Origin of the sequence: Kitasatospora sp. NPDC088861 (assembly GCF_044750105.1) — a bacterium.
In the GTDB taxonomy this organism is placed as follows: domain Bacteria; phylum Actinomycetota; class Actinomycetes; order Streptomycetales; family Streptomycetaceae; genus Kitasatospora.
Window position 1 is genome coordinate 293,215 of sequence record NZ_JBIVJF010000001.1, and the last position, 15,490, is coordinate 308,704.

At 71.9% G+C, this 15,490-nt stretch carries 14 protein-coding genes and 1 pseudogene; 6 read left to right on the plus strand and 9 right to left on the minus strand.

Annotated features, from left to right (window positions below):
* Positions 1-165 precede the first annotated feature (165 nt).
* Positions 166-2,673 carry a DEAD/DEAH box helicase gene (locus ACIP37_RS01215; protein ID WP_400803937.1) on the plus strand — a complete coding sequence of 836 codons (2,508 nt, stop codon included), beginning with the start codon at positions 166-168 and terminating at the stop codon, positions 2,671-2,673.
* Here the strand turns inward: ACIP37_RS01215 and ACIP37_RS01220 are convergent.
* The 6 genes from ACIP37_RS01220 to ACIP37_RS01245 form a co-directional block, all read right to left on the minus strand.
* Positions 2,668-3,168 (minus strand): Rv3654c family TadE-like protein, encoded by a 501-nt coding sequence (locus tag ACIP37_RS01220; RefSeq protein ID WP_400803940.1) that lies wholly within the window; start codon positions 3,166-3,168, stop codon positions 2,668-2,670. The genes ACIP37_RS01215 and ACIP37_RS01220 overlap by 6 nt on opposite strands.
* On the minus strand, positions 3,156-3,515 hold the full coding sequence (locus ACIP37_RS01225) for a TadE family type IV pilus minor pilin (RefSeq protein ID WP_400803943.1): 360 nt from the start codon (positions 3,513-3,515) through the stop codon (positions 3,156-3,158). Before ACIP37_RS01225 ends, ACIP37_RS01220 begins: the two co-directional genes overlap by 13 nt.
* A 292-nt stretch (positions 3,516-3,807) precedes the next feature.
* The gene (locus ACIP37_RS01230; protein ID WP_350882009.1) at positions 3,808-4,080 is read right to left on the minus strand and encodes a DUF4244 domain-containing protein; all 273 of its coding nucleotides are present in this window, start codon (positions 4,078-4,080) and stop codon (positions 3,808-3,810) included.
* Between the two features lie 139 nt (positions 4,081-4,219).
* Positions 4,220-5,014, minus strand: coding sequence for a type II secretion system F family protein (locus ACIP37_RS01235; RefSeq protein WP_400843032.1), 795 nt, complete (start codon positions 5,012-5,014; stop codon positions 4,220-4,222).
* A gap of 17 nt (positions 5,015-5,031) precedes the next feature.
* Positions 5,032-5,814, minus strand: a complete 783-nt coding sequence (locus ACIP37_RS01240) for a type II secretion system F family protein (RefSeq protein ID WP_400843035.1) — start codon at positions 5,812-5,814, stop codon at positions 5,032-5,034.
* A 378-nt stretch (positions 5,815-6,192) separates the two neighbouring features.
* A complete protein-coding gene (locus tag ACIP37_RS01245; RefSeq protein ID WP_400803954.1) occupies positions 6,193-6,510 on the minus strand; it encodes a hypothetical protein in 318 nt (105 codons plus the stop codon).
* A gap of 87 nt (positions 6,511-6,597) precedes the next feature.
* Here ACIP37_RS01245 and ACIP37_RS01250 point away from each other — a divergent pair, with 87 nt between their 5' ends.
* Positions 6,598-8,139 carry a recombinase family protein gene (locus tag ACIP37_RS01250; protein ID WP_400843038.1) on the plus strand — a complete coding sequence of 514 codons (1,542 nt, stop codon included), beginning with the start codon at positions 6,598-6,600 and terminating at the stop codon, positions 8,137-8,139.
* Positions 8,140-9,013: 874 nt separating this feature from the next.
* Positions 9,014-9,331: an HNH endonuclease gene (locus ACIP37_RS01255; protein ID WP_400843041.1), complete on the plus strand. Its 318-nt coding sequence runs from the start codon at positions 9,014-9,016 to the stop codon at positions 9,329-9,331.
* Between the two features lie 64 nt (positions 9,332-9,395).
* Here the strand turns inward: ACIP37_RS01255 and ACIP37_RS01260 are convergent, their stop codons facing one another.
* Positions 9,396-9,977: a recombinase family protein gene (locus tag ACIP37_RS01260; RefSeq protein ID WP_400843044.1), complete on the minus strand. Its 582-nt coding sequence runs from the start codon at positions 9,975-9,977 to the stop codon at positions 9,396-9,398.
* Between the two features lie 576 nt (positions 9,978-10,553).
* On the opposite strand from ACIP37_RS01260, the gene ACIP37_RS01265 reads away from it, so the two are divergent.
* Genes ACIP37_RS01265 through ACIP37_RS01275 form a run of 3 tightly spaced genes read left to right on the plus strand, consistent with a single transcriptional unit; the run spans position 10,554 to position 12,095 of the window.
* Positions 10,554-10,781 (plus strand): hypothetical protein, encoded by a 228-nt coding sequence (locus ACIP37_RS01265; RefSeq protein WP_400843047.1) that lies wholly within the window; start codon positions 10,554-10,556, stop codon positions 10,779-10,781.
* Positions 10,768-11,271: a DUF6879 family protein gene (locus ACIP37_RS01270; protein ID WP_400843050.1), complete on the plus strand. Its 504-nt coding sequence runs from the start codon at positions 10,768-10,770 to the stop codon at positions 11,269-11,271. The genes ACIP37_RS01265 and ACIP37_RS01270 overlap by 14 nt, the downstream gene beginning before the upstream one ends.
* Positions 11,268-12,095 (plus strand): helix-turn-helix domain-containing protein, encoded by an 828-nt coding sequence (locus ACIP37_RS01275; protein WP_400843053.1) that lies wholly within the window; start codon positions 11,268-11,270, stop codon positions 12,093-12,095. The genes ACIP37_RS01270 and ACIP37_RS01275 overlap by 4 nt, the downstream gene beginning before the upstream one ends.
* 1,006 nt (positions 12,096-13,101) lie before the next feature.
* Here ACIP37_RS01275 and ACIP37_RS01280 read toward each other — a convergent pair.
* Both ACIP37_RS01280 and ssd read right to left on the minus strand, forming a co-directional pair.
* Positions 13,102-14,031 (minus strand): annotated as a pseudogene (locus ACIP37_RS01280) (TadA family conjugal transfer-associated ATPase); the annotation flags it as partial.
* An 89-nt stretch (positions 14,032-14,120) separates the two neighbouring features.
* Positions 14,121-15,245, minus strand: coding sequence for a septum site-determining protein Ssd (gene ssd / locus ACIP37_RS01285; protein ID WP_400803977.1), 1,125 nt, complete (start codon positions 15,243-15,245; stop codon positions 14,121-14,123).
* Positions 15,246-15,490: the final 245 nt, after the last annotated feature.

A 15,490-nucleotide genomic window follows, 5' to 3' on the forward strand; every position in this document is an offset into this window, starting at 1 on the left:
CCACCGCATGGTCGCGAGCCCGGGCGCGCCCAGCCACACGTGGCAAGCCTCGGCGCTGCGACCCACGGCCATCCGGCCGTCACGGCCACATTCAACCACCTGCGACCATGCCCGCACGATGGCTTACGACGATTCTCCGTCACGCCGGTGACACACTGGGTCCTCATGCCGCCCCGACACAGCCTGCCCGAGGCACTGCTCACGACCCTGTCCACCAGCCGGGGGCGGTCCGACCGGCTCACCCATACGGAGCACCTTCCCGCCCGACCTGCGCGTTATGCGCCGTGGCCCGAGTCGATCCGGCCCGAGATCGTGGCCGCCGCGCTCGCCGTCGGCGTGGAGCAGCCCTGGGCGCACCAGGCAGAAGCGATGAAACTGGCCAAAAGCGGTCAGACTGTGGTGATCGCCACAGGGACCGCCTCGGGCAAGTCGCTCGGCTACCTGGCCCCGGTCCTCAGCGACCTGCTGGAGGGCACCGAGGCCCGCAACGGCCGCGGCGCCACCGCGCTCTACCTCGCCCCGACCAAGGCGCTCGCCGCCGACCAGCGCCGCCGGGCCGCCGAACTAGCCCCGCCCCGGGTCCGACCCGCCCTCTACGACGGCGACACCCCGCCCGAGGAACGCGAGTGGGTCCGCCAGTACGCCTCGTACGTGCTCACCAACCCGGACATGCTGCACCGCGGCATCCTGCCCGCCCACGCCCGCTGGGCCTCCTTCCTCAAGGTGCTGCGCTACGTGGTCGTCGACGAGTGCCACAGCTACCGGGGCGTGTTCGGCTCACACGTCGCCCAGGTCCTCCGGCGGCTGCGCCGCGTCTGCGCCCGATACGGTTCGTCACCCACCTTCCTGCTCGCCTCCGCCACCACCGCCGACCCGGCCGCCACCGCCGAGCGTCTGACCGGCCTGCCCGCCCGGGCGGTCACCGAGGACGCCTCGCCGCGCGGGCCGATGGTCTTCGGCCTCTGGGAGCCGCCGCTGACCGAGAACGTCGGCGAACACGGCGCGCCCGTCCGCCGCACGGCCACCGCCGAGGCCGCGCACCTGCTGACCGACCTGGTCGAGCGCCAGACCCGCACCGTCGTCTTCGTCCGCTCCCGCCGGGCCGCCGAACTCGTCGCCCTCCAGACCCAGGACCAGCTCGGCCGACCGCTCGCCGACCGGGTGGCCGCCTACCGCGGCGGATACCTCGCCGACGAACGCCGGGCCCTGGAACGCGCGCTGCACACCGGCCGACTGCTCGGACTCGCCTCCACCTCCGCCCTCGAACTCGGCGTCGACGTCTCCGGCCTCGACGCCGTCCTGATGGCCGGCTACCCCGGCACCCGGGCCTCGCTCTGGCAGCAGGCCGGGCGGGCGGGCCGCGAGGCCCAGGGCGCGCTGGCCATCCTGATCGCCCGGGACGACCCGCTGGACACCTACCTGGTGCACCACCCGGAGGCGCTGTTCGCGGCGCCCGTCGAAGCCACCGTGCTCGACCCGGACAACCCCCACGTGCTCGCGCCGCACCTGTGCGCGGCAGCCGCCGAACTCCCGCTCACCGACGCCGACCTGGAGCTGTTCGGCCCCTCCACCGCACCGCTGCTGCTCGTCCTGGAACGGCGCGGCCTGCTGCGCCGGCGCAGCGACGGCTCCTGGTACTGGACCCGCCGCGAACGCGCGGCCGACGCCGTCGACCTGCGCGGCAGCGGCGGCAGCCCGGTGCAGATCGTCGAGGCCGACACCGGCCGACTGCTCGGCACGGTGGACGCCGCGGCCGCCCACACCACCGTCCACACCGGGGCCGTCCACCTGCACCAGGGCCGCACCTTCCTGGTCCGGGAACTCGACCTGGAGAACTCGGTCGCCCTGGTCGAGCCGGCCGACCCGCCGTACACCACGGCCGCCCGCGACATCACCTCCATCTCCGTGCTCGACACCGACACCACCGTTGCCTGGGGCGAGGGCCGGCTCAGCTTCGGTTCGGTGGAGGTGGTCAACCAGGTGGTCGGCTACCTCCGGAAGCGGATCTCCACCGGGGAGATCATGGGCGAGAGCAAGCTCGACCTGCCGCCCCGCACGCTGCGCACCCGCGCGGTCTGGTGGTCCGTCACCGAGGACCAGCTGCTGGACGCGGACCTTCCGCTCGACCAGTTGCCCGGCGCCGCCCACGCCGCCGAACACGCCTCGATCGGCCTGCTGCCGCTGTTCGCCACCTGCGACCGCTGGGACATCGGCGGCGTCTCCGTCCCGCTGCACCCCGACACCGAACTGCCCACCGTGTTCGTCTACGACGGCCACCCGGGCGGGGCCGGCTTCGCCGAACGCGGCTTCCAGCGGGCCGTCGAGTGGCTGACGGCCACGCGCGAGGCGATCGCCTCCTGCGAGTGCGAGCGCGGCTGCCCGTCCTGCGTCCAGTCACCCAAGTGCGGCAACGGGAACGAACCGCTGGACAAGGCCGCGGCCGTCCAACTGCTGGACGTCCTGCTGGACGGCGCCCCCAGGACGGCAGGCTCCGGGGAAGCAGGCTCCGGGACGGCAGGCTCCGGGACGGCGGACCCCTCAGCAGGCCCCTCCACAGGCCCCTCAGCGAGCTCCGAAGCGGACCACGGGACGGACTCCGAGAAGGACTCGGAGACGAACTCCGGGGCGAAGCCCGAGCCGAGCGCGGACGCTGGGCCGCCGACCGGCTCATGAGCCCGCCGCCGACCCGCCGGTCGACCCGCCGAGGCCGTCCTCGGCGGCGGTGATCGCGGCCCGCACCGGCCCGGCCCGCGCCCTCGCCCGCGCCGGACCGACCGACAGACGCGCCGGCAGCCCACTGACCGTCACCTCGGCCACCACCTCGACGGCGTCCCCCGTCCGGTCCACCGTGCAGGACACCAGGCCGGCGCCCTGCGCGGCGGCGATCCCCTCGGCCCGCCCGCACCCGCCGTCCGGGTCCAGCAGCAGCCGGTCCGCGGCCGCGAGCGCCGCCAGGTCGGCGGCCGACTCGGCCCGGTGCCGCGCGGCGACCACCGCTCCGACCGCGATCGTCCCGGCGAAGACCGCCGTGCCGAGCATCGCCAGGGCGAGCAGCCAGACCGTCGCCGAACCGGCGTCCGGCCCGCGCCCGCCGACGGCGGCCACCCGGGCGGTACGCGTTCTCGCCCACCGCCGCGCCCTTGACCGCACCCCGGTCAGGCCGGCCATGAACCACCACCTCCCGCGATTCCCGCACTTCCCGTGACCCCTACGAGGGTGTCCTCCCGCGCCGCCACCGCGGTCGCGCCCAGCCGTACCGCGAGCAGCCCGCCGAGCCTGCCCGGCGCCCCGCACGGCGCGTCCACCTCCACCCGCACCACCTCCGCCGCCATCACCACCCGTACCTGAGCCCCCGGCGGCGCGGCCGCGCGGGCGAGTTCGGCGGCGTCCGCCTCCCCGCGTGCGGCCGCCCTGGCCCCGACCCGGGCCGCGTCCACACAGCGGATCTGCGCGGCCGCCGCCAGCACGCCCCAGATCAGCATCGCCGCGAGCAGGACGAGCGCTGGCAGGGCCACCGCGGTCTCCGCCGTGACGAAGCCCGCATCGCCGCGCCGGCCCGGCCGCAGCGACCACGCCCGCCCACCACCACGTGCCGCCGCCAGGCCGGGGTGAGCCCTCGGCCTCACGCCATCCGCCCGGAGGCGGTGCGCGGCGGCGTCGGGGTGCGTGCACCGAACGGCGGCGGAGGGGCAGGACGCGGTGGGGGCACCTCCCGGCCGAAGGCCGGGGGCCGCCGGGCGGCCTACGGCAACGCGACGAGACCCGCTCCCCAACGCCGCCGCGCAGGCGGGAGTTCGTGGACGGTCGCTAGGTCGCATGAAGCGCCCGTTCCAGTGAATCGGTCAGCGCCCCCATGATGGTCGCGCTGGTCACCACCTTGTACAGCCCGGCCGCGAGGGCACACGCGGCCAAGGTGCCGACGGCATATTCCGCCGTGGTCATCCCGGCGTCCGACCGGCCCCGGCTCCGGGCCATCCCGCGCATCCGGCGGGCCGCCCAGCGGCTCCTGCGCCGCCATACCCCGGGCGCGTGCCGGAGCGCGAGCCCGCTGCCGGGCCTCGTTGCGATCACTGCGGTCATGAATCTCTCCTGTCTCCGAAATACGAAATACGAAATACCGATGCCCCCGCCGTACCGATGCCCCCGGTGCCGTCTACGCGGCTGCCGCCGACGCCGCTGCCCACGGATCCGCCGCCGATCCGCTTGGCGCGGCCCTCGTTCACCCGCCCTGGGCGAAGCGGGTGGTGAGGCCGATGACGACCGGCACCACGCCGATCAGGACGAAGGCCGGGAGGAAGCAGAGCCCGAGCGGAGCGGTGGCGAGCACCCCCGCCCGGCGGACCCGGGCGTGGGCCGCCCGGGCTGCCGCCGTCCGCCGCCCCTGCGCGAGCCCGATCAAGGGCCCGGCCGCCGGAGCCCCGCCGAGGCTCGTCCGGACCAGGCAGCGCGCCAGCGGGGCCAGCGACGGGTGCTGCTCGCCCAGACGGCTCCAGCACAGTTCCGGCGGTGCGCCCAGGGCCAGTTCGGCACCGATCGCGACCAGCCGGGGCCCCATCGGTGCCCCCACGCTCCGGCCGACCGCCGACACCGCTGCCGAGGGTGAGGCCGCCGAACCGAGGCAGGCCGCCAACAGCTCCGCACTCAGCGGGAGTTGCCTGGTCAGCAGTTCCTCCTCCAGGACCGCCCGCCGCTCCGTCGGGGACCGCACCCGGGCCGACCACCGGTGCACACCCGCCGCAAGCAGCGCCCCGACGACCACCCCGACGGCGCCGCCGAGCAGCACCGCCGCGCCGGCCCCGGAGCCCACCGCCAGGGCCACGGGCCGCCACCGCCCGCCACTGCCGCCACCGCCACCGCCACCGCCACCGCCACCGCCACCGCCACCAGAAGCCGACGCCCCCACCCCCGCCCCCGGCGACACCCGCGCCAACACCCGGCCGAGCGCCCGCCGCTGTCGCGCCCACCCGCGCACCAGCACCACGCCGACCACCACCACCGGAGCCCCGACGACCACCCACCCGACTCCCCGATTCACCCCGACACCACCTCCGCCCGTGTCCGCACCCGCGCCCGTACCCGTGAGAGCCCGCAGCTCCCGCCGCCACCAGTGCCCCGCACCCCGGCAGCTCGCCGGGGCGCCTCCAAGGCGCCCTGGGCCGCCGCCCGGACGATGCGCGCTGTCCAGAGCACGCCCAGCCCCTCCAGTGCCGCCCCCGCAGCGAGGCACCCCAGCCCGGCCGGCGTGTGCAGCAGGACGCCCACCGGCCGGGCCCCGAGCGCCGCCCCCAGCAGCAGCCCGGCGGCCGGCAGAGCGGCCAGGACGGCGATCGTGGTCCGCGGGCCCGCCAGCTCCCCAGCGATCTCCTCCGCCAGCGCCCGCTCGCCGCGCAGCGCCTCCGCCACCCGGTCCAGCGCGACGGCCAGCCCCGACCCGCTGTCGGACGCGACCCGCCAGCAGGCCGCGATCGCCGACGCGCCGCTCCCGCCCGGCAGTTCGGCGAGCAGGTGCAGCGCGGCGGGCACGTCCCCGCCGTACCGGCCCGCCGCGAGCCGCGCCACCGGCTCCTCGCCGAGCCTGCGCAGCCCGTCCGGGTCGGCCGCGAGGCGGGCCGTGACCAGGTGCAACGCCTGCTCCGGCGTCGCCCCGCTGCGCAACTCCCCTGCCAGCCCTGCGCAGAGCTCCACCACGGCGGCCGCCCGCCGCCCGGCCTCCACCGTCACGCGCCGCCGCAGCCGCCACCGCCGCAGCGGCAGTACGGCCAGCCCGGCGGCGAGCACCGGCAGCGGCGAGGAGGTCGCTTGCCCGACGGCCAACCCCGCGGGCAGGAGCAACAGTTCGGTCGCCCGCCAGTCGGACGGTCGCGGCCGAGCGCGCCCCGCGGTCACCGCCGGCGGGCCCGGCACCGGAACGGGCGGGGGCCCGCTGCCGGCCAGCACCAGCCTGTACCGCCGCCCACCCGGCAGCTGCTCCTGCACCGCACGCCACGCAGCGAGGGCCACCAGGCACAGCACCAATACCCAGCAGAAAGAACTCTGATCACCCATCACGTCAGGAACCTCCCGGTCGTCGGTCTTTCCTGTTCCACGCCCCGAGCAGCGTCAGGGCGCCCGCCGCACACCCGCCCAGCAGCAGGACGAACGCGAGTTCCACCGCCCGCGCCCCCGCACCCGCCAACCCGGCCACCGCCGCCGTCACGTCGGCCCCGCCGCGAGCGACACCCCGCGCACCGCCAGCAGCCCGACCAGTCGCTCCCAGCCCGCCCCGGGGACCAGACCGCCCACCACCGGGAACTCCACCGCCGGGGTGGTGACGGCCAGCCCGTCACGGCCGGCGGCCAGCGTGTGGATCTCCGCCACCCGGCGGCGCCCCGAGCCCGGCTCCCTGACCAGGTGCACCACCAGGTCGAGCGCGGCCCGGAGTTGGCTGTGCAGCGCGGGCCGGTCGAGCCCGGCGAGCGAGCCCAACGCCTCCAGCCGGACCGGCACGTCCGCCGCCGTGTTGGCGTGCACCGTGCCGCAGCCGCCCGAGTGAACCGCATAACCGTGCACGTACACTGCACCGGGCCGTGGCCCAATCCGACCGAGAGAAGGGCCACCATGCCAACCGTCGTCATATACGACCGTCTGTCCCGGCTGTTCGCTGAGGAGGCACCTGACCACCGAATCAGCGCCTGCAAGGCATACGCCTCACAGCGCGGATGGGAAGTGATCCACGTTGCGACTGACACCAACGTATCGGGCGCGACGAAGTTGGAAGACCGGCCCGGCATGCGCGAGGTGTTGGCCTGGCTCCCCCGCGCTGACTACGTGCTGGCCGCGAAGCTGGACCGGTACGCCCGGAGTGTCTTGGAGTTTCAGCGCTTGCTGAGGGCTGCGGACTCCACCCGGACGACGATCGTCACGGCTGACGGTGTGGTGTCGCCAGAGAACGCATCGATCATCATCAACGTGCTTGCTGCATTCGCCGAGTACGAGCGGGACATGATCACTTCCCGCATCCAGGCATCTAAAGATCACTTCCGGGCGCGCGGCAACCACCTGGGGGGCCTCGCACCGTACGGCTTCGCGGTCGAAGGACCGGTGAACAACAAGCGTTGGGCCATCGATGAGACCGCCGCTGGCGTCGTCCGCGAGTGTGCCGAACAGCTCATCAACCACGGGGCGTCGCTGACCGGCCTGGCTCGGGACCTTAACGCACGGGGCGTGCTGCCCCCCGCTGAGCACGCCCGGCAGCGCGACGGACGCAAGCTGAGGGGTCAGCGGTGGCACGCGACGACCCTGCGGGATGTGCTCTACACGCCTGCCGTCCGTGGCTGGCTTGTCCAGGCCGCACCGGGCTCCAAGCGAGGGGCGCTGACCAATCAGCCGGTCCTGGACGCTGAGGGACAGCCCGTCTCTGCCGGTCCCGCCATCCTGGACGGCGCGACGTGGTCTGCTGTGCGCGCTGTCATCGACCAGAAGGCCAAGGGACGCGGCGTAGAGCGCAGCGGCAAGGCACTCCTGCTCCACGTGGCGCGCTGCTCTGAGTGCGACGGGCCGATGTACCGCCAGCGCCGAGAAGTAGGCGGGAAGGACTACAGCACCTATGTCTGCCGCGCTGGTGTCGGCAAGCAGGGCACCCACAGGCCGAACGTGATTGTGGCCGGGCCAGTCGAAGCGATGGTGACCGCCGAGTACCTGAAGCGGTTCGGTCGGTTCAACCTGAGGCGCTGGCTGGAGCCCGACGGCAGCGCGGTACTCCAACTCTCCGAGGTGACAACGCAGATTGAGCGTTTGGCGGGGAACCTGGTGCACCTTTCCCCCGACGGGGCGGCAGCGCGGATCGCCATCGGGCAACTGAACGCGCTTGAGCGCCGAGAAGCAGAACTGCGCGCGGAAGCCGAACATGCCGAAGGGCGTTGGGTTGACGCTGGGGGCACCGTTTCGGACGAGTGGAACCGGCGGGATGAGGAGGAGGGGCGACGGGGCTTGCTCACCGACCTGGGTGCACGGGTGGTGATATCACCTCCGGCACCGAAGGCACCTAAGCGGTTCGACCCGTCGCGGCTGTCGATTGCCTTCGAGGGCCCGGCATGGTGGCGTGAGCTTGATCCTGCGGAAGCCGAGCTGGCAGCTATAGCGCTAGATGAACTGGAGTAGCCCCTAGCCGCCCCATAGCGGTCCCCCTAGCCCCGTCTGGCCCTCGTGGTCCGGCGGGGCTTCTTCATGCCCGCAGGCGGCTGTGCAGCCGTTCGGCTCGTACCCGCTGGCCATGCCGCCCGCCGGCCTGCCCCGGGAAATCCGGTGGTGGGCTGTTCAGCGTTCCTGGCAGCGTGTGTGACCTGCGGGGTTGCTGTCGGGGGCGCCGGTTAGGGTCACGTGTGACACCCGCACTTCGGTCACGGTTTCGTCGGGGGTATGACGAACTGTCGTTTGGGGGGTGGGGTCTGCTATGCGCTGCTTTGCTTCTTTGCCCCCGGTTCGCTATGCGGCCCTGGCCCTTGCGGTTGCTGGCCCGTGGCGCTCTCGCTGGGACGCTTCATGATCAACAAAAATGGAAAGGCGGGTTCGCTTGTCGGCCCTGGAGGATACGCGCGCGACGTGCTCAGAGTGTGGTGCTCCGCGCCCCCGTACCGACCGTGCGACGTGTGGCGCGGCGCTGTGTGTCGAGTCGGCTCGGTTGCAGGTTGCGGCCCGTCGTGCGCGTGAGGCGGTGCGTGCTGCCGCTGACGCTCCCCGCTGCTACCGCTGCGAGCAACCGCACGGCCGGGAGGCGTGGGCGCAGTACTGCGTGCCGTGCGCTGCGGAGGTAGACGAGTCGCGCCGGGCCGACCGCCGGAAGCTGGCGGAGAACAGGCGCCATGAGGCTGCCCAGAAGCCCTGCCAGGGTCCGAAGTGCTCGAATCCCGTGGGGCTGTCGGCGAACAACGACCGGTCCTACTGCTCGGACCAGTGCCGCCGTGCCGCTGAGCACGTACGCAAGCGTGCCCGGACCAAGCCCGAGCCGGTGTCATGCCGCCGTTGCGGGAAGCCAGTGATCCTCAAGTTCCGTGACGGGGTTTGCAGTTCGTGTCAGAAGGTGCAGCGCACGGTAGCCCGCCGGGTCACGCTGCAACGGAAGGTGCGTGCCGCGCATGGGGACGCCGGGTGCTTCCACTGCTCCGCTCCGCTGCCCGAAGGGGGCGTGATTGATCACCTGGAGCCGATATCGCGGGGCGGGCTCTCGACGGTGGCGAACATGCGCGTGGTCTGCGTGCTGTGCAACGCGTCGAAGAAAGATCAGCTGTTGGACGAGTGGTCGCCGCCACATCTGATCCGGCCCCTGTCGCCACGTAGCCCCGTGGCGGGCTGAGCCCGGGGGAAAGCCAGAGGACCACCTACGAAGCCGGTAGGTGGTCCTCTGTGGCTTGCTGCGCCTACTCGGCGGTCAGTGCCCGGTGCACGGTGCCCTTGCCGACCCCGAGCGCCTTGGCAATCTCGCCGTAGGACTCTCCGGCGGCCTTGCGGCGCTGTGCGGCGGCGAGCATGTCCGGGGTCATGGCCTTGGGTCGTCCGCCGGTCCGCCCCTGTGCCTTGGCGGCTTCCAGTCCGGCGCGGGTGCGGTCCTGAATCAGGCTGCGCTCAAACTCGGCCATGGCGCCGACCACCTGGAGCATGAGCCGTCCGTCCGGCGTGTTCGGGTCGATGCTGGCCAGTGCGCCGGTCAGGACCTTGAAGCCGATCCCGCGCGCTGTGAGGGCGTCCACGGTGGTCACAAGGTCGATGAGGGAGCGGGCGAATCGGTCGAGCTTCCAGACGACCAGGGTGTCGCCGGGGCGGAGGTAGTCCAGAACGGCGGCAAGCTCGGGGCGGTCGGTGTTCTTCCCGCTGGCCTTGTCGGTGAAGATTCGGGTGCAGCCGGCTTCGGTCAGCGCGTCGTGCTGGAGCTGTGCGTCCTGGTCGTCGGTGGAGACTCGGGCGTAGCCGATCAGGTGGCCGGTGGTCTTGTTCGTCGTCATGCCCCGATCGTTCCAAAACTCGTTCCGAAACACAAGGGGTTCGAGGCATGTTCTGGAACGACTTTTGGAACGCATCTGAGTCCCGATCAGGGGTCCGGTGCGACCGTTCCACTAACCATCGTTTGTGGAACGCCTGTCCGTGATGACCGTCCGTCACGCTGCTTGCCCCCAGGGGGGTGACTCCCCTCCTTCTCCGCTTCTGAGCGGCAGGGAGGGAAAACTCTCGCATGGCTGATCGGAGCGTTTGCGCGGGAGCTTGGCGGGGCGTAGGCGCTGCGGAAGTTCGGCACCGTGCTGCTCGGCGATCCCGGCCCCAGCTCGCCGCACGCACGCTAGGTGTGGTGGCGTTTTTTTGCTGGTCAGTGGGGTACCGGGGGGTGGGTCAATCTCTGGGCGCATGAGCCTTGGGGACCCGGCCCCCATGCTCGCGCACGCCGCCGCGAATTTATGACCGGGGGGTATCGGCGGTCCGGCTGACCTTTCCTGTCTTGGAAAGCCCTGGTCCTTGACGATGGTCCCGGCGTCTCGGGAGCATCGAACGAGACAGGAACCACTTACGACGCAAGGGGGCACATGATGCTGCGCTGGCTGTCCGGGGAAGGGTCCTGCAACGATGGGACGTGCCCAACGCTGTGGGGCACCGAGGAGGGGAAGTACGTGGTTCAGGGTTACGTGATCACTGACCCGGCGCGACTGGCGGAGCTGAACTTGCCCGCAGGTGAGTCGGCGGTCGAGGTCCCCGAAGCGGTGCTGGATAACTACTTCCGCACGCGACTGGAGGCGCACCTCCGTGCTCAGGGGTGAGGACTTCGGCCGACTGTTTCAGACATTCGATCGGACGGCGTTCCGATTGGAGACGCTGGCCGAGTATGACGTGGACGCAGAGCGACAGGAATTCTCCGACTTTCTGTCAGGCAAAGGACTGCCAGCGAAGCGCTCAGATAATCCATGGGTGCGATCCATGACTGACCTCGGAAAGCAGGTTGGCCGAGTGCACGTCCTCAGCTCTCCGCTGAGCGACTACTTGCGCTATCAGATGGCTTCGTATCCCGGCAACATCAAGGCCGGGGAGTCCATCGGAATCATCGACACGGCACGACAGGCTGTCGCTGGGCTGCCAAATCACGACTTCTGGCTGTTCGATGATGCTCGGATCTACCGAATGCACTATACCGAGGCCGGACAGTTTATTGGCGGCGAGCTGCTCCCGGATGACCGGCTGGACGAGTATCGCCGGTATCGGGATATTGCCCTGGCTCATGCCGTTCCCTTCGCGGATTACGTAGCCGCTTGAGCGAGGAGCAGCAGCACGGCTTGGGGACGGCCCTGCGGGCACTTCGGATCGCTGCGGATAAGACCGCAGAGGCCATTGCCCGTAGGGCTTCCATGTCTCCGGCCAAGCTGTCGAAGATCGAGAATGGCCGAGTGCTGCCCACCGTGCAGGACGTAGAGCTGATCCTGACGGCAATCGGGGTGTCAGAGGCCGCCAAAGCGGAGTTCCTGGCCCAAGCCAGGTCGGCAGCCACAGAGGCCACGGCATGGCGTGAGCTGCGCCGCATGGGCCACTGGAAGCACCAACAAGCCATCCGGGCCATAGAAGCCCAGACGGGCACTCTCAAGCTATTTCAGGGCCAGTTGATCCCTGGCCTACTCCAAAGCGCCGAATACGTCTCTGCGCTGTTCGCGATGAAGCCCGAGCTGACCGACGAAGCCAAGGCAAAATCTATTGCCGCACGACTTGAGCGGCAGACAGCGCTCTATGACACGCGTAGGTCGTTTCATTTCGTCATCTGCGAACACGTGCTGCGCTGGCGCATTGGAGCGCCGGCCATTATGGGCACGCAGATGGATAGGCTTGTATCTCTGTCCCGACTCCCCAATGTCACCATCGGAGTTGTACCTCTCGACCGACAGATGCCCAACTTCCCGATGACCTGTTTCAGCGCCCACGACGACCGGCTAGTGATTGTTGAGACGTTCCACTCAGAGATCACCACGCGTGACCCGAAGGACGTTCAGGTATACCTCTCGACCTTTGCTCAGTTCGACGCCGTAGCTGTCCACGGGAACGAGATGCGGACCATGGTTGAGGGCATCCGAGACGAGTTCTTTCGGTAACAGGAAAGATCCTGGCTAGCGGCCCCGCAGGGTCTTACGTTGATCTCTCATCCAGAGATATCCGTGAGCCACGGGAGCCAGTCATGCCCGCAGCAGCGCAACCCAGTACTCCGACCCGGCGTCGAAGGACGGTCAGTCCGGCGGAGATGGCGGCTATTCAGGCGGACTATGACCCGCTGTTCTTCGAGAAGTCGCGGGGTGGCGTCCGTGGCACGCCCAACGGTTGGCCGTTCTGCGAGTGCGGCAGCGAGACCTGTCCGGACAAGGGGAAGACCGAGGGCAGCGCGCCGGGCCCGGTTCTGGGCCGTTCCGTCTCCCAAGGGCTGACCAATGCTGCCTGAGACGACTGCCAAGCCAACGGCGCAGCGGGAGTGCGCCGAGTGCATCCGGCTGGACGCCATGGCGAGCGCTGCTCTGCGTGTCAGCCTTCCCGGGGGTGGCTGGTACCGGGATGAGCCGGCGCTGACGGATGTTGCGATTCTGCGGCGGCAGCACGTCCCCGTGTGTGAAGTCCCCCGTGGAGGTGGTGAGTTGTGACTACCGAATCCCGCCGCGAGCACGGCCCACAGTGCGGTTACTTCGCCGCCCATCCGCCCCGGTCGGCCTACTTGCCCGCGCACAGGGGGTGCGAGCCGGTCTCTGAGCTCATGGGGGACGACGTGGCGGCCGACGACACCATGAGCGCTGAGGAGGTGGCGGAGTGACCGTCAGGCAGCAATTCCGCTTCCGGGAGTACCACGTCAGGCACAACCCGGAAACGGCCCCGGTCGGGGTCGCCCGCTGCACCGACGGTGAGGGGTTGTGCATGTGGAGCACGGACGGCACTCCGGCCGACATGGACGCGCTCACCCGGGCCATCGGCCAGCACACCGCAGAGTCGGGCCACACGGCGTTTCTGCGGACCGTCACGGACGCTGTGGCCGTGGAGCCTGGCAGGTGGGACGGCGAGTAGCTGACCGCCCCCATGCGGCCCCGCACATTACATGTACGGTTGCGCTAGCCATGCGCCTTCGTGCCCGGTGTTCAGCGCGGCCAGCAGGTCCGACACCTCGGCCCCGCGGACCTCTCCGATCACCAGCCGGTCCGGACGCATCCGCAGCGCCTGCCGGACGAGGTCCCGCAGCGTGAGCTCACCCAGCCCCTCCTGGTTGGGCGGTCTGCTCTGCAACCGGACCACGTGCGGATGGGCCGGCCGCAGTTCGGCGGAGTCCTCCGCGATGACGATCCGCTCCTCCGGCCCGACCAGGCCGAGCAGGGCCGCGAGCAGCGTGGTCTTGCCCGTGCCCGTCCCGCCGGACACCAGCAGCGACAGCCTGGCCCGCAGGATGCCGGCCAGCAGGCCGGCGCCCTCCGGCGGCAGCGCCCCGCCCGCCACCAGTTCGTCGAGCGTGAACGGCTGGGGCCGGCAGACCCGCAGCGAGATGTGCGTGCAGCCGGCCGCGATCGGCGGCAGCACGGCGTGCAGGCGGGTGCCGTCCGGCAGCCGGGCGTCCACCCAGGGCCGCGCGTCGTCCAGCCGCCGCCCGGCCGCGGTGGCCAGCCGGTGGGCCAGCCGCCGTACCGCCTCGGCGTCGGCGAACCGGATTCCGGCGGCCCGGTGCAGGCCGCCGCCACGGTCGACCCACACCTCGTCCGGACCGTTCACCAGGACGTCCGTGACGTCGGGCGCCGCCAGCAGCCGCTCCAGCGGGCCCGCACCCACCAGTTCGGCACGCAGCGAGCGCACGGTGTCCAGGACTTCGTCCCCGCCGAGCGGCGGCCGGGTGGCCCGCAGCACCGCCGCGACCGACCCCACCGTCGGGGCGGCACCCGACTCGGCCAGCCGCAGCCGGACCGCGTCCACCAGCTCCGCCGTCCGCTCCTCCCGGGCGGTGCGCCCGTACGGGCAGGGGTGGCGCGGCGCTTCGGGTGACCCGCCGGGCGGCGGCACGCTCATGAGCGACCGGTGCTCCCGCGCACCCTCGCCCCGGCTCTTCGGACCGCCCCCCGCCCGCACGGTGGGGCCTGTTCTACGCAGACGGACCATCAGTACACACCTCCTCCGACCGCCGGCACCGGCGGCAGCACCTCGTCCAGGAAGGTCTCGCAGAAGCGCGCGAGCGGGCCGCCGTCCCGGATTCCGGGCGGGACGCCCTTCTCGACGTCCTCCGCCAGGCCGGGTTCCGGCTCCAACTCCCCCGCGAGCTCCAGTCGCAGCCCGCGGGCGATCCGGTGGGCCGGGAGTCCGAAGGTGCGCGGCGACCGCACCACCGCCCGGACGTCCCCGAGCCGCATCCGGGTGGCCGCCGCGACCCGGTCGGCGGCGGCCACCGCGCGCAGTTCGGCCGGCACCACCAGCAGCGCCAGGTCGGACTGCTCCAGAGCCTGCCCGGCGGCCGCGTCGAGATGGCGCGGCACGTCGACGACGACCAGCCCACCGCGCCGCCGGGAGGCGGCCAGCACGCTGCGCATGGCCTCCGGCGGCACGGTCAGGGTGTCGCCGCGATCCCAGGACAGGCAGGAGAGCTCGGAGAGCCGTTTGAGCACCGGTAGCGCCCTGGCCAGTTCGACCCCGCTGACCCGCCCGCGCGAGCCGGCCAGATCGGGCCAGCGCAGCCCGCGGGCCGCCTCGCCGCCGAGCAGGATGTCGAGGCCGCCGCCCAGCGGATCTCCGTCGATGAGCATCGTCCGCCGCCCCGCCCGCGCGGCCGTGACCGCGAGGGCGCAGGCCAGGGTCGAGGCTCCGGCCCCGCCCCGGCCGCCGAGCACGGCGACGGTGAGCGCCGGGGAGCCGGCGCCCTCGGCCGCGTCGGCGATCCGGTCGAGCAGCCAGGCCTCGGCGTCGGGGAGGAACAGCACGTGTTCGGCGCCGAGTTGGACGGCTCTGACCCACACCCCGGCGTCGTCGAGGTCCAGCCCGAGCAGCAGCACCCCGCCGCGCCGGCCGAGCCCGGCGCACCGGGCGGCCTGGTCGTCCCCGATGAGCACCAGTGAGGCGCCCTCCCAGAGCTCGCGCGGCGGTGGTGCGCCCCGGATCAGCCTCGGTTCGGTGCCGGCGGCCGCGCAGAGCCGCAGCAGGTGCTCGGCCAGGCCCTCGTCCTCGGTGACGACGAGCGGGCCGCTGGCCCCGGGCCCTTCGGTGGTGGCGTGGTCGGCGATCGGCGTCGACATGGTGGGCTCCCCTCTGCGCCCCCGGCCGCCAGGGGCGGTCCGGGGCGCACGTCGGACGGTTCCGGCGAACGGCCGCCCGGCAGACCTCGTGGGAGAGAGGGAGGTGAGATCCGCCCGGCGACCGCCGCCGACCATCACGGTGGGGGGAGATCGGGATTCCGTCATCCACGATGCGAATACCTGTGGATAACTCGTGGGCTGTGGAGGAAAACGTTCACCCGGGCGAGGGATTTATCGTCAAAGAA

Bases quoted from the DNA above. Each gene is read 5' to 3' on its own strand.
- ACIP37_RS01215 (WP_400803937.1), top strand. From the start codon at position 166: ATGCCGCCCCGACACAGCCTGCCCGAGGCACTGCTCACGACCCTGTCC.
- ACIP37_RS01220 (WP_400803940.1), bottom strand. From the start codon at position 3,168: ATGGCCGGCCTGACCGGGGTGCGGTCAAGGGCGCGGCGGTGGGCGAGA.
- ACIP37_RS01230 (WP_350882009.1), bottom strand. From the start codon at position 4,080: ATGACCGCAGTGATCGCAACGAGGCCCGGCAGCGGGCTCGCGCTCCGG.
- ACIP37_RS01250 (WP_400843038.1), top strand. From the start codon at position 6,598: ATGCCAACCGTCGTCATATACGACCGTCTGTCCCGGCTGTTCGCTGAG.
- ACIP37_RS01260 (WP_400843044.1), bottom strand. From the start codon at position 9,977: ATGACGACGAACAAGACCACCGGCCACCTGATCGGCTACGCCCGAGTC.
- ACIP37_RS01265 (WP_400843047.1), top strand. From the start codon at position 10,554: ATGCTGCGCTGGCTGTCCGGGGAAGGGTCCTGCAACGATGGGACGTGC.
- ssd (WP_400803977.1), bottom strand. From the start codon at position 15,245: ATGTCGACGCCGATCGCCGACCACGCCACCACCGAAGGGCCCGGGGCC.